9 protein-coding genes are annotated in these 12,930 nt (G+C 71.1%); 6 read left to right on the top strand and 3 right to left on the bottom strand.

Annotated features, from left to right (window positions below; genetic code table 11):
- Positions 1 to 61: 61 nt before the first annotated feature.
- Entirely contained in the window at positions 62 to 826 is a 765-nt protein-coding gene (locus tag VGC13_RS11760) for a polyprenol monophosphomannose synthase (protein WP_331125454.1), read from the bottom strand.
- 96 nt (positions 827 to 922) lie between these two features.
- Between VGC13_RS11760 and VGC13_RS11755 the strand changes: the two genes are divergently transcribed.
- Entirely contained in the window at positions 923 to 2,122 is a 1,200-nt protein-coding gene (locus VGC13_RS11755; protein ID WP_331125453.1) for a glycosyltransferase, read from the top strand.
- Between the two features lie 343 nt (positions 2,123 to 2,465).
- The gene (locus VGC13_RS11750; protein WP_331125452.1) at positions 2,466 to 3,401 is read left to right on the top strand and encodes a hypothetical protein; all 936 of its coding nucleotides are present in this window, start codon (positions 2,466 to 2,468) and stop codon (positions 3,399 to 3,401) included.
- On the opposite strand, the gene VGC13_RS11745 is transcribed toward VGC13_RS11750, so the two are convergent.
- Positions 3,361 to 3,975 (bottom strand): hypothetical protein, encoded by a 615-nt coding sequence (locus VGC13_RS11745; RefSeq protein ID WP_331125451.1) that lies wholly within the window; start codon positions 3,973 to 3,975, stop codon positions 3,361 to 3,363. The two genes, VGC13_RS11750 and VGC13_RS11745, sit on opposite strands and share 41 nt — an antisense overlap.
- A gap of 198 nt (positions 3,976 to 4,173) precedes the next feature.
- Positions 4,174 to 6,444, bottom strand: a complete 2,271-nt coding sequence (locus VGC13_RS11740) for a S8 family peptidase (protein ID WP_331125450.1) — start codon at positions 6,442 to 6,444, stop codon at positions 4,174 to 4,176.
- Between the two features lie 750 nt (positions 6,445 to 7,194).
- On the opposite strand from VGC13_RS11740, the gene VGC13_RS11735 reads away from it, so the two are divergent.
- The 4 genes from VGC13_RS11735 to VGC13_RS11720 are packed head-to-tail and all read left to right on the top strand — an operon-like array spanning position 7,195 to position 12,609.
- Positions 7,195 to 8,112 carry a class I SAM-dependent methyltransferase gene (locus VGC13_RS11735; RefSeq protein WP_331125449.1) on the top strand — a complete coding sequence of 306 codons (918 nt, stop codon included), beginning with the start codon at positions 7,195 to 7,197 and terminating at the stop codon, positions 8,110 to 8,112.
- On the top strand, positions 8,109 to 9,251 hold the full coding sequence (locus VGC13_RS11730) for a glycosyltransferase family 4 protein (protein WP_331125448.1): 1,143 nt from the start codon (positions 8,109 to 8,111) through the stop codon (positions 9,249 to 9,251). Before VGC13_RS11735 ends, VGC13_RS11730 begins: the two co-directional genes overlap by 4 nt.
- The gene (locus tag VGC13_RS11725) at positions 9,251 to 11,644 is read left to right on the top strand and encodes a YfhO family protein (protein WP_331125447.1); all 2,394 of its coding nucleotides are present in this window, start codon (positions 9,251 to 9,253) and stop codon (positions 11,642 to 11,644) included. The genes VGC13_RS11730 and VGC13_RS11725 overlap by 1 nt, the downstream gene beginning before the upstream one ends.
- Positions 11,641 to 12,609, top strand: coding sequence for a lysylphosphatidylglycerol synthase domain-containing protein (locus VGC13_RS11720; RefSeq protein WP_331125446.1), 969 nt, complete (start codon positions 11,641 to 11,643; stop codon positions 12,607 to 12,609). The genes VGC13_RS11725 and VGC13_RS11720 overlap by 4 nt, the downstream gene beginning before the upstream one ends.
- The last annotated feature ends 321 nt before the right edge of the window (positions 12,610 to 12,930 follow it).

The following is a 12,930-nucleotide window of genomic DNA, read 5'->3' as shown; positions in this document are numbered from 1 at the left end:
ATTCGATACGAGGCACTCGGCACTTGGCACTAGGCACTAGGCACTAGGCACTAGGCACTCGTCACTGCGTCTTCCGCGCCACGGCCTGCTTCTTCTCCAGCCGCCCGAACATCGCCAGAAACCGCAGCCGCCACACGCGCCAGACGGCTTCGCGGACGATCTTCTTGCTCATCTTGCTTTCGCCCTGGTCGCGGTCCACGAACATGATGGGGATCTCGCCCAGGCGAAAGCCCTTTTTCCAGGCGCGAAAGCTCATCTCGATCTGGAACGCGTAGCCGTTGCTCTCCACCCGGTCCAGGTCGATGGCCGCCAGCACCTCGCGCCGAAAGCACTTGAACCCGCCCGTGGCGTCGGCGATGGGCAGCCCCGTCACCCAGCCGGCGTACAGGTTGGCGAACCAGCTCAGCAGCAGCCGCCCCATGGGCCAGTTGACCACGGTGACCCGGCCGTGCAGGTATCGCGAGCCCAGCACCAGGTCGTACTTCTCGATGGCGTCCAGGAACTGCGGCAGGTGCACGGGGTCGTGCGAAAAATCGGCGTCCATCTCGAAGAGGACGTCGTATCCCCGCTCCAATCCCCAGCGAAAGCCGTCCAGGTACGCCGTTCCCAGCCCCAGCTTGCCGGCCCGGTGCAGCACGTGCACGCGCTGCTCGGTGGCGGAGATCTCTTCCGCCAGGCGGCCCGTGCCGTCGGGCGAGGCATCGTCCACGACCAGGATCTCCAGGCGCTCGTCGCGCGAGAGAACCGACGGGATGAGGCGAGGAAGGTTTTCGCTCTCGTTGTAGGTCGGGATGATGACGAGCGCGCGCTCGAACGACGACGACACGTGCCTGGGAACCGGGGGGAAGTGCTTGTATCCGCTGAAAAAAGCCCGTAGGTTGGGCCGGATGCACAACGTATCGCGGCGTACCCATCCCCACAAGTGAAGGTCCTTTACCTGGTCTCGGCGTATGCCCGCGACCCCGGCGACCTCATTACCCCCTGGATGGTGCAGACCATCCGGCGCCTGCGCCCGCTGGGTGTCGAGGTGGAGGTGCTGGCCCCCGCGTACCGCGGCCTGCGCACGCACACGGTGGACGGCGTGCGCGTGCACCGCTTTCGCTACGCGCCGCGGCCGTGGGAAACGCTGACGCACGACCAGACGGCGCCGGACCGCATCCGCGAGCGCCCCGTCTTCATGGGGCTGGTGCCCGGCTACGTGGCCTCCGGCTCGCTGGCGGCGGCGCGGCTGGCGCGCACGGGCGGGTTCGGCGCGGTGCACGCGTTCTGGCCCCTCCCCCACGGCCTCATCGGGCTGGCGGCCAAGCGCGCGTCGGGGGTGCCGCTGGTGAGCACCTTCTTTGGCGTGGAGCTTACGTGGATGGAGAAGGAGCTTCCCTTTCTTTCCCCCATCCTCCGGCGCATCGTCCGCGGCAGCGACGCGGTGACGGCCATCAGCACCTACACGGCGGACCGGCTGCGGCGGCAGGTGCCCGGTGCCGATCCCGCCATCATCCCCTTCGGCGCCACGGTGGAGCCCGCGGCGGAGCTCCCCGTCCCGCGCACGGATCCGGCTGCGCCCTTCGAACTGCTGTTCGTGGGCCGCCTCGTCGAACGCAAGGGTGTGCACCTGCTGCTGGAGGCCCTCTCCACCCTGCCCCGCGAGCGCCGCGTGGTCCTTCACGTGGTCGGCGACGGGCCGGACGGGCCGCGGCTGCGCGAGCAGGCTGCGCGGCTGGGGCTGGGGCCGCGCGCCGTCTTTCACGGCTTCGTCTCGCGCGAGCAGCTCGAGGCGCGCATGGCGGGGTGCGACGCGTTCGTCCTTCCCGCCGTGGTCGATGCCAAGGGCGATACGGAGGGCTTGGGCGTGGTGCTGCTGGAGGCGATGGGCTACGGCAAGCCGACCATCGCCAGCGCGGCGGGCGGCATCGTCGATATCGTCCGCGACGGGCGCAACGGCTTCCTGGTCCCGCCGGGCGACGCGCCGGCGCTGGCGGGCGCGATCGTCCGGATGATGGACGACCCTGCGGCCGCGCGGCGGCTGGGGATGAACGGCCGCGACGACGTGCGCGCGGACTTCTCGTGGGACGTGATCGTCGGCCGCTTGGCCGAAGTCTACGCGCGCGTCGCCGCGGGACGATAGACACGAATCAGCCGCACCGGCCGATCTCCTGCCCCACCGCCCGCTCACCCCGCGCGTGGAGCGAGGGGAAGGTTCTCGAGATCGCGCATCAGGGATCGGTTTGGCTCGATCCGGTGCGCTGCCGATACCATCTGGCGATCCGCATCTTCCCCCAAAAACGCGGATGGCCCCCTGCCGCATCCCATCTCCTTCCCGTTCCCGATGGCCCACGCCGGCTCGTGCCTCGCCGACTGGCGCGCCATGCCTCCGCTCACCACGGATCGGCGTTTCGGACGGTCGCGGAGGAAACGGCACGAGAAAACTCTGCTGACTCTGTGTGAGGCCTGTTCTTTTGCGGATTCCGATGCGCCTTCCCCAACATCGCTGTCCCCTGCTGATCTCCGCCTCGCTGGTGCTGGCGTGCGGAACTCCGGCCCGTCCGGCTCCCCAAGCCGTTGAGATCCCACCTCCCGCCATTCAGCCTGCCGTCGAACCCGTCACCGCCCCGCCGATCGCCCCGAAGCCGCTTGCCCGCGGCGAAGATTCGTTCGACGACCCGTCGCTGGGGCGCTACACGGCGCACACCATCAAGGGCTCTTTCTGGTCCGTGCGCGCCGGGGTGCTCACCGCCCGCGGGCCCGCAATCCAGAGCGTGCTGATCCGCGACGACGTCCGCTTTGCCGACGGCTACGTGGAGGCCACGTCCAATCGCGCGGACGACGGTGGGCTGGTGCTGCGCTTCGTGGACGAGAACAACTACTACCTGCTCACCTTTCGCGACGACCAGGCGCCGTGGCCGCGCGACCGCCAGAACCTGGCCGTGTATCGCCGCATCGGCGACGAGTTCCGGGAGATGTGGAACACCGACGTCGACTGGCGTCGTGGAACCGTGCGCACCATCCGCTTTCAGGCACGTGCCGAGCGGCTGTCGGTGTTCGTCGATGGCAAGCTGATCCTGGCCGTGTACGATCGCGACCCTCCGCTGGGCGCCGACGCGTCGGCGTTCGCCACTACGGCGCGGATGCGTCGTGGGTCACTCGCTTCCACGCCTTCCGCTGGCAGGAACTGCTCGCCGACTGAAAACGAAGGCCTCACACAGAGTCAGCAGAGTCAGCAGAGTTTTCTCTTGCCGGTTCCGATAACCCGTTGTGTGGCAACTTTGGGGACAGATTGGGCAGTTGAAGCCCCGCGGGGTTTGCGGGGCTTTCCGCGGTTGTTGCGGCGGCTTCAGCCGCTCTCGCGCGGTTGTCGGCAGGGGATCAGAACGAGCCCCAGCGCAGCAGGTCGAAGCGCGAGGTGATGCCGGGTCCCTTGTGGGTGTTGTCGTGCCGCAGCCCGAAGCCGCCCGACTCGTACGCGTCGTCACTCCCCCGCAGCACCGGCTCACCGTCCATGTAGGCCGTCAGCGTGGTCCCGCGCGCCTCGAAGCGGAACGTCTTGCGGTCACCGCGCGTGAACGCCACGTCCAGGGGACCGGCGATCCGTTCGAACTGGCCGCCAGCCGCGCGGTACATCTCCAGGTTGGCCCAGCCGTAGTGCGAGTCGTCGCGGATCGCCAGCAGGTAGTAGTCGCCGCCGCCCTGGTGGCGCAGCACCAGCCCGCCGTCGGACGCCTGGTCCGTCTCCGTCTCCACCCATCCGTCGGCCAGGGTGGCGCCGGTGCGGATCACCACGCTCTGCACCGCGCCCGTGCCGCCCACCAGCTGCCCGTCGGCGACGGACCACGCCCGCGGGGTGTTGTGGATGGTGTACCGGAGCAGCGCCCGGCCGCCGAAGGTGTCGACCGTCGTGGAACCGCCGCCGAAGATGCTCGCGCACCCCGTCAGCGTGCAGAGCGAGCACAGGAGCAGGGCCGGGCGAACGTGGATGCGCATGGAGTGTGTGCCAGGGTTGGGGAGTGGGGTTGGAACGCACCGGAAGGGTAGCCGCCCGCGGGCGATGGTTCAAGCGGCGCCGCGCGGACGTACGAAGGAGCGGCCAGGCACCCCGGGGTGCCTGGCCGCTCCTTCATCCCGCTTCCCCGCCCCGCTCGGCCCGGGGGCCGCTCCGGGCGGAGGGCGCCGGCCGGACCGTTAGAACGAGGTCCAGCGCAGCAGGTCGAACCGCGAGGTGATGCCCGTTTCGGCGCGGGTGTTGTCGTGCCGCACCCCGAAGCCGCCGGACGCGTAGGTGGCGTCGGTGGCCTGCAGCACCACCGTGCCGTCCATGGACGCCGTCAGCGTGCTGCCGCTGGCCTCGAAGCGGAACGTCTTGCTGCCGCCGCGGACGAACGACAGGTCCACCGGCCCGGCGATGCGCGTGAACGCGCCGCCCGCCGCCTTGTACATCTCCAGATTGGCGTAGCCGAAGCGCGAGTCGTCGCGGATGGCCAGCAGGTAGTAGTTGCCGTTGCTCTGGAAGCGCAGCACCAGCCCGCCGTCCGACGCCTGGTCCGTCACCGTCTCCACCCAGCCGTTGGCGATGGAGGCGCCGGTGCGGATGGCCACGCTCTGCCGGGCGGCCGCGCTGCTGTTCAGGTACCCGCCCGACATGGACCACGCCGAGGTGGTGTTGTACAGCGTGTAGGCCCCCAGCGAGGTGCCGTCGAAGTTGTCGACGCTCACCACGTTGCCCCAGCGCAGCACGTTGAAGCGCGAGGTGATGCCCGCCTCCATGCGGGTGTTGTCGTGCCGCAGCCCCAGGCCGCCCGACGCGTAGGTGGCGTCGGTGGCCTGCAGCACCACCACGCCGTCCAGGTACGCCTTCAGCGTGCTTCCGTTCGCCTCAAAGCGGACGGTCCGGCTGCCGCCGCGGGTGAACGCCAGGTCCACCGGGCCCGCGATGCGCGTGAACGCCCCGTTGGTCGCGCGGTAGATCTCCACGTTGGCGTAGCCGAAGCGCGAGTCGTCGCGGATGGCCATCAGGTAGTAGTTGCCGCTGCTCTGGAAGCGCAGCACCAGCCCGCCGTCCGACACCTCGTCCGTCTCGGTTTCCACGTAGCCGTTGGCCACGGTGGCGCCGTTGCGGATCACCACGCTCTGCGTGGCCGAGGCGTCGGCGTTCAGGAAGCCGCCCGAGATGGACCACGCCCCGGGGGTGTTGTAGATGGTGTAGCTGCCCAGCGTGTTGGTGTCGAACGGGTCCTCGCCCGCCGGCGTGGGCGGAACGACCACGCTGCCCGCGTCCACGTACAGCAGGCGGTTGGGCGAGCCCGTGCCCGCGTTGGTGACCTTGCCGGTGGTGGCGGCGGAGATGATGGCCGCGTGCACGGTGGCGGGGCTGGCGCTGCCGTTGGCCTGCAGGTAGCGGGCGACCGCGCCGGCCACGTGGGGGCTGGCCATCGAGGTGCCGCTGATGGTGTTGGTGCCGCCGTTGAGCCAGGTGGAGGTGATGCTGCTTCCCGGCGCGAACAGGTCCACGCAGGTGCCGTAGTTGGAGAACGACGTCGAACGCGAGTCGCTGGAGGTGGTCGAGGCCACCGTGAGCGCGTTGGACACGCGCGCCGGCGACACGTTGCAGGCGCTCTGGGTCTCGTTGCCCGCGGCCACCACGTACGCCACCCCGTCCGCGATGGAGCCGTTGACGGCCGCGTCGATGTCGGCGTTGGCCCCGCCGCCCAGCGACATGTTGGCCACCGCCGGCTGCCCGGCCTGGTGGTGCGACGTCACCCAGTCCACGCCGGCGACCACGCTGCCCACCGTGCCGTCGCCGTTGCAGTCCAGCACGCGCACGCCGACCAGGGTCACGCCCTTGGCCACGCCGTACGTGGCGCTGCCCACGGTGCCCGCCACGTGCGTGCCGTGGCCGTTGCAGTCCTGCCCCGAGCCGCCCCACGCGTCGAAGCCCACCGAGGCGCGGCCGCCGAACTGCGGGTGCGAGCTCTCGATGCCGGTGTCGATGACGTACGCGGTGACGCCGGCGCCGTTGGTGTTGTACGTGTAGCTGCCGCTGAGCGGAAGGTCGCGCTGGTCGATGCGGTCCAGCCCCCAGGTGGGGTTGGCCTGCACGTCGAAGGCGCTGACCACCTCGTCAGGCCGGATGGACGCCACGTTGGGGTTGTTGCGCAACGCTTCCACGGCCGCCGGGGGAAGCGTGGCCGCGAAGCCCTTGACCGCGTGCTGGTAGGTGAAGTGGATCGCTCCTCCGTGGGCGCCCGCCAACTGGCGGGCCGTTCCCGGCGCGTCCCGCACGTCGTCCTTGAACAGCACGATGTACTGGTTGGGGATGGGACGGCCGGCGCCGCTGGCCCGGGCTTCGACGCCCTGGTCGGGGGTGGACGTGGGGGCGACGGGCGCGTCCGTGCAGGACGCAAGGCCGATCGCCAGCAGGGTGGTTCCAAGGAGACCTGCGCGGGGGTGTGGCATGGGTGCTTCTCGTAAGGTACTGGTGGAACGACTCCATCGCGTGCGGATGTGCACCGATGGCGCATGCGGAACCGTCTCGGAGAGAAAATTGGCCCTAGAGGACGGCTCCTTTCATAAGCAAAGGTGAAGACGAATGCCCCGGTATGGCCTTTAGAGTGCGCTGGCGCGACAGCATGAAACCGCAGGTCCTGGCGGTAGTCGTGTAGTAACGCCCGGCGCCTGCCGCTTCTGACACACGGGCAATGACGAATGTTCCTTCTGGTTCCGCCTCCCGAACACCCGAAGCGGAGTGGACGACGTCCGCCCCTTGCGTCGTCCGGTTTCCGGGCATCTGCTGGCCGCAGGCGATGCCGGCCCGCACAGCCGAACCCGATGGCTATGACTCCGTGGATTCCCAAAAGGTTTCAATTCCGCGGGCCCGCCTTCATCATCCGTCGCGGCGCGAGCACCGGAAAGAATGGCTCACACGGAGCCATCTCCAATCCGCCCAACGACTTGTCCCCCGCGGGGACACGGAGGACACGGGGAACCATCTTCCGCGTCTCCGCGTCTCCGTGAGACCGTCTTCGGGATCTTTCGATCGGCGGAGCCGGCGGAGACCGTGCGTTCCGTCGACCTCGCGGAGCGCCCACGAGGCGGAATCCCCTTCCCTCCGCGGGATGAACGTACCCCCACCCTGCCGCGCGCGGGCACGGGGCTGTAGAATAAGGGCCGATGAACGCCGACCCCTCATTCAGACGCGCCGTTTCCGTGCCGGATGCACCCCGAGCAGCAGATTTCTCCGCGGCGGACGCGCCGGACCCGTCCGGGGGCGAGCCCCGCTACCGCGCCATGCTGGAGCAGGACCGCGAGCGGTGGTGGAAGTCCGAGAACTGGGATAAGTGGGCGGCGCACTACGTAAGCGAGTACCCGCGCGGCCGCTTCATCCTGCGCACGCTGCGGCGCTACGCCCCCGGGTTCCGGCCCGAGGGCGCGCGGGTGCTGGACGTGGGATGCGGCGACGCCGGCGTCCCCATCGCCTTTGCCGAGGCGGGCGCCCGCTGCGCCGGAATGGAGCCCGACGCGCGCAGCCTGGAGCGCGGACGCCTGCGCGCGGAGGAGCACGGCGTGCGGGTGGACCTGCGGCAGGGCTTCGCCGAGTCTCTCCCGTTCGACGACGCGGCGTTCGACCTGGTGGTGCTGGACAACGTCCTGGAGCACGTGCAGGACAGGAACAGGACGCTGGCCGAGATCCACCGCGTGCTGCGGCCCGGCGGGCTGCTGTACCTGGTGACGCCCAAGCCCTTTGCCGCCTACAGCCTGTGGAGCGACCCGCACTACGCCATGGCCGGGCTGGTGCTGATGCCCCGCCCCGTGCAGGTGTGGTACTTCGAGCGGGTGCGCGGCGGCGGAAAGGGAAACTACGGCGTGGGGGTGATCCCCACCCGGCGCGGGGTGCTGCGCATGCTGCGGCGCCACGGCTTTCGCTCGCTGGTCCCCCCGCGCGAGCTGTGGATGCACTACCTGCGCGAAAAGATCACCGGCCCCACCTCCCTTTCCACCGGCCTCAAGCGCCGCGTGGGGCGGTGGGTGGCGGAGCGTCCCTGGGTGACGGAGGCGGCGCCGCTGCAGTGGGCGTGGGACGTGGGGATCGGCTCCAACTTCTTCATCGCGCGGCGCGAGGGGTGAGCGGGCGGATGCGGGTGCTGCACTGCATCTACGACGATCCCGCCAACCCCTGGGTGGCCGGCGGCGGCGCGCACCGGGTGCGCGAGATCTACCGCCGCCTGGCGGACCAGGTGGACGTGACGGTGGTGAGCGGCAGCTTTCCCGGCGCGCGCGACGAGGTGCTGGACGGCGTGCCGTACCGCCGGCTGGGCGCGCGCGGCCCGTACGCGTGGAGCCGCGCCACCTACGCGCGCGCCGCCACCCGCCTGCTGCACGCGGGCGGCTACGACGCGGCGCTCTTCGACTTTTCGGTGTACACGCCCATCCGCCTTCCCCGCACGGGACCCGTGGGGATGGTGGTGCACATGCTTCACGGCACCACCGCGGCCCAGCGCTTCGGGCCGCTGCTGGGCGGCGTGGTGCGGCGCGCCGAGCTGCGCGCCATTCGCCAGGGGCGGTGGATCACCACGCAGTCGCGGTGGATGGTGGACCAGCTGCGGCCGCTGGTGCCGCCCTCCACCCGCATCGTGCAGGTGGGGAGCGGCGTGCCCGACGAGTTCGGGCGCGTGGAGCGGCGCGAGCGCGACTACCTGCTGTACTACGGCCGCTTCGACGTCTTTCAGAAGGGGATCGACGTGGCGCTCGAGGCGTTCGCCACCATCGCGGCGGCGCGGCCCGACGTGCGCCTGGTGCTGGCCGGGCGCGGCAAGGACGAGGCGCGCGTCCGCGAGCTGGCGGCGGACCCGCGGCTGGCCGGGCGGGTGGAGGTGCGCGCCGGGGCGGACCGCGCGCAGGTGCTGGAGCTGATGTCCGGCGCCCTGGCCCTGCTGATGCCCTCGCGCCTGGAAGGCCTCCCCCTGGTCCCCGGCGAGGCCATGGCGGCCGGCGTGCCCGTCATCGCCGCGGACGTCGCCGCGGTGCCGGAGGTGGTTGCGCCGCCGGAGCGCGGCGTGCTGGTGCCCCCGGGCGACGCCGCCGCGCTGGCGGCGGCCACCCTGGCGCTGCTGGACGATCCCGCGCGGCGCGCGCGGATCAGCGCGGCGTCGCGCGAGTACGGACGCCGCATCTCGTGGGACGTCATGGCGCGGGACCACCTGCGCTTCCTGGAACGGATCGCCGCCGAGGACGCGGCGCCCTCTTTCATCCACACCGACCGCTGATGAAGAACCCCACCACGCCGGCGCCCGCGCCCCCCGCCCCGCCCCGGGCGGCCGCGCCCGACGAGCCGCGCCTTCCCGGCGTCGGCCTGGCCGCCGCCATCTACTTCGGCCTGGCGCTGCTGTACTTTTTTCCCGCGTTCCTTCCCGGCCGGCACATCTACGGCACGGACTACCTGGCCGGCGGGTTCTTCTTCCACGAGTTCATCTCCGAGCGCTTCTCCAGCGGCGCGCTGCCGGCGTGGGTGCCCGAGGTGTACGGCGGGCTTCCCCTGTTCTCCAACCCGGGAAGCACCTTCTACCCCTTCCGCTTCCTGGCCGACGCGATCTTTCCGGTGGAGCGCATCTGGCCCACGCTGTTCGTCATCCAGTTTGGCCTGGGCGGGCTGGGGGCGTACCTGCTGGCCCGCGAGCTGGGCGCGCGGCGGTGGGTGGCGTTCGTGGCGGGGCTGGCGTTCGAGTTCACCGGCCTGGTGATGTCGTGGGTACTGGCCGGGCACGAGGGGCGCATCATCGTGGCCACCTTTGCCCCGCTGGCCTTCTACTTCGTGCACGCGGGCGTGCGCACGGCCCGGCTGGCGCCGTTCGCCGGGCTGGCGGCGGTGGTGGCCTTTTCGCTGCTGAGCTTTCAGATCCAGACCGCCTACTACCTGCTGCTGGCGCTGGCGCTGTGGGCGGGGTTCTGCCTGTGGGAGCTCAGGGCGTTCACCCGGCGCGCGGCGGGGGTGCGGTCGGTGCTGTACGGGGTGGGCGCGGTGGCTTTCGCCTTCGTGGCCGCCTCCGTGGTCTTTCTTCCCTTCCTGGAGTACGTGGACCTGTCGCCCCGCGGCGGGCCGGGGCGCGGCTACGAGTACGCCACCTCGTGGGCCATGCCGCCGCGCGAGACCACGGCGCTGGCCGTGCCCGAGGACGTGGGCCATCTGGACACGTACACCGGCAGCAACGCCATGAAGCTGCACACCGAGTACGTGGGCGCCACGGTGCTGCTGCTGGTGGCGCTGGGCTTCTGGTACGCGCGGCGCAACCGCTACTTCTGGTTCTTCCTGGCGCTGGGGCTGTTCACGCTCACCATCGCCTGGGGCGGCGCCACGCCGCTGTACCGGCTGTACTACGAGCTGCTGCCGGGGACCAAGAAGTTCCGCGCGCCCTCCGTGTCGCTGTTCCTGCTGTCGATGTCCCTCGTCGCCATGGCGGGGATCGCGCTGGAGGCGCTGGCGCGGCTGGTGGACGCGCGCGAGGCCCGGCGTCCCGTGCGCGTGCGGACGACGAGCGCGGCCGCCGCGCCGGCGGACGCGGACCTGGGGCCGGCGACGTGGATCCTGGCCGGGATGGTGGGGCTGGGGCTGCTGCTGGGGATGATGGCGGCGGCGCCCAACCCCGGCGGTGTGCCGGGGCCGGGCGCGCTGGCGTTCCGCTTTGCCCTGTTCGCCATGGCGGTGGCGGGGGTGCTGTGGGGATGGCTGCGCGGCGGGCTGGGCCGCACCGCGGCCGCGGTGCTGCTGGCCGTGGTCACGGTGGTGGACCTGTGGGTCGTGGACCGCCCCTTCTTTCGCACGGTGGACTCGCCCGAGGTGATGTACGCGGCGGACGACGTGGCGCAGTTCCTGGCGTCGCAGCCCCGGCGCGACCGGGTGTGGGCGCTCCCCATGCCGCCCGAGGGGGTGTACCGCGGCCAGGTGAACAACTACCTGATGCGCTTCGACGTGGACCAGGCGGCGGGCGAGCACGGCAACCAGCTGCAGCGCTGGAACCAGTTCATGGGCGCCGGCCAGCAGACGTACGTCGACTACCACAACTTCATCGAGCGCCCCGCCTTCCTGCGCGCCGGCAACATCCGCTGGATCGTCACGGGGGTGGAGCTGCAGGGGCTGCCTGAAGCCTTCCGCGGCTCGTCCATCGTCTACGAGAACCCCGACGCCCTTCCCCGCGCCTACCTGGTCCCCACCGCGGTCACCGCTCCTGGCGAGACGGCGCTGGCGCAGATGGAGCGGCCGGACTGGGATCCGGCCCGGGTGGCGTACGTGGACGGGCCGGTCCAGCTTCCCGCCGGCCCGCTCCAGGGCGCCGCGCAGGTGACCGCGTACGAGGCGGACCGGGTGCAGGTGCAGACGCAGGCCAGCCGCGCCGCGCTGCTGGTGCTGGCCGACAACTGGTACGAGGACTGGAAGGTGGAGGTGGACGGCCGGCCGGCCCCCCTGCTGCGCGCCAACCACACGCTGCGCGGCGTGGTGGTGCCCGCGGGAACGCACCGGGTAACGTTCACCTTTCGCCCGGCGGACCTGTACACGGGCTGGTACCTGTACCTGGCGTGCATGGCGCTGCTGGCGCTGTACGGCGCGTACCTGCTGGCGGCGTACCTGCGGGGCCGCCGCACGCCCGCCGCGCGGCCGGAGTGAAGCGCTCCACGCTCCTGAAGCGCGCCGCCGGGCTGCTGCTGGTCGCGGCGACGGTCTGGTACCTGGCGGACACCATCGGTGCGCACTGGGGCGAGCTGCGCGCCTTCGACTGGCGGCCTGACCCCGTGCTGCTGGCCGCCAGCGTGGTGGCGCACGTGCTGGTGCTGTCGTGGGGCGTGTGGGTGTGGGGCCGCGTCCTGCGCCACTTCGAGCACCCGCCCGTGCGGCTGGGAATGCTGCAGCGCATCTGGTTCCTCAGCAACCTGGCGCGCTACGTCCCCGGCAAGGTCTTCCAGTTCATCGCCGTGGCGCAGCTCAGCCGTGGCGCCGGGCTCTCGGGCCCGGTGCTCATCACCTCCATGCTGGTCGCCACGGGGATGTCGCTGCTCTCCGCGGTGGTCGTGGCGGCGTGGACGCTGGCGGGCCAGATGGTGCCCGGCGTGGACCCGCTCTGGGTCGGGATCGTCGCGACGACCGGGGCCGCGCTGGCCGTGCATCCGGGCTTTCTGAACCGCCTCATCGCCCTCATCCCCCGGCTGCTGGGCAAGGACGTCATCCGCTGGAACGCGGGATGGGGAGACGGGCTGGTGCTGCTGGGGCTGTCGGTGGTGAGCTGGGGGTTCTACGGGGTGGCGTACCACCTGTTCGTGGCGTCGCTGGCGGACGTGCCGTGGAGGCTGCTCCCCCAGATGGCGGGGGTGAACGCGCTGTCGTTCTTCATCGGCTACGCGTCGCCGCTGCCGGGGGGCGCGGGGCTGCGCGAGATCTCGATGACGGGGCTGCTCACGCCGCACTTCAGCGGCGGCGTGGCGGCGGTGCTCTCCATCGCCGTGCGCCTGTGGACCATCGCCGCCGAACTCATCGGCGGGAGCGCGGCGGCGCTGCTGGTGCGCGGCGGACCGGGGGTGGACGGCCCCTCGTCCGCCGATCCCGCCGGCGCCGTGCCGGTGCCCCAGCAGCCGTGACGGAGGCTGGACGGATGGATCGGGACGAAAAGCACGGAGGCAGCGGAGAACGATCTCCACTGCCTCCGTCGCTTTCCCCGCGATTAACTCCCCCCATTCCGGCCCGCCGCATGAACCCCTCGGCCGCGCGGGATGAAGCGCGCTTCCGACCCACGTGACATTGGACGGACGCGGCCGGAGGTTTTCTCAGCGGGGCTGCACGGGCGAATGAATTCGCTGCAACAACCACACGAAGTCCGCCTTCGCGGACAGGCGGGCTTCGAGGCAGGCTCGGAGGATAGGGGACGTGGCGATGATCGAGGTGGCCCAACGCATGATCCG

Origin of the sequence: Longimicrobium sp. (genome assembly GCF_036399255.1) — a bacterium.
Lineage (GTDB): Bacteria > Gemmatimonadota > Gemmatimonadetes > Longimicrobiales > Longimicrobiaceae > Longimicrobium.
Note: the sequence above shows the minus strand (reverse complement) of the source record. Positions and strands in the feature narration are given on the sequence as shown.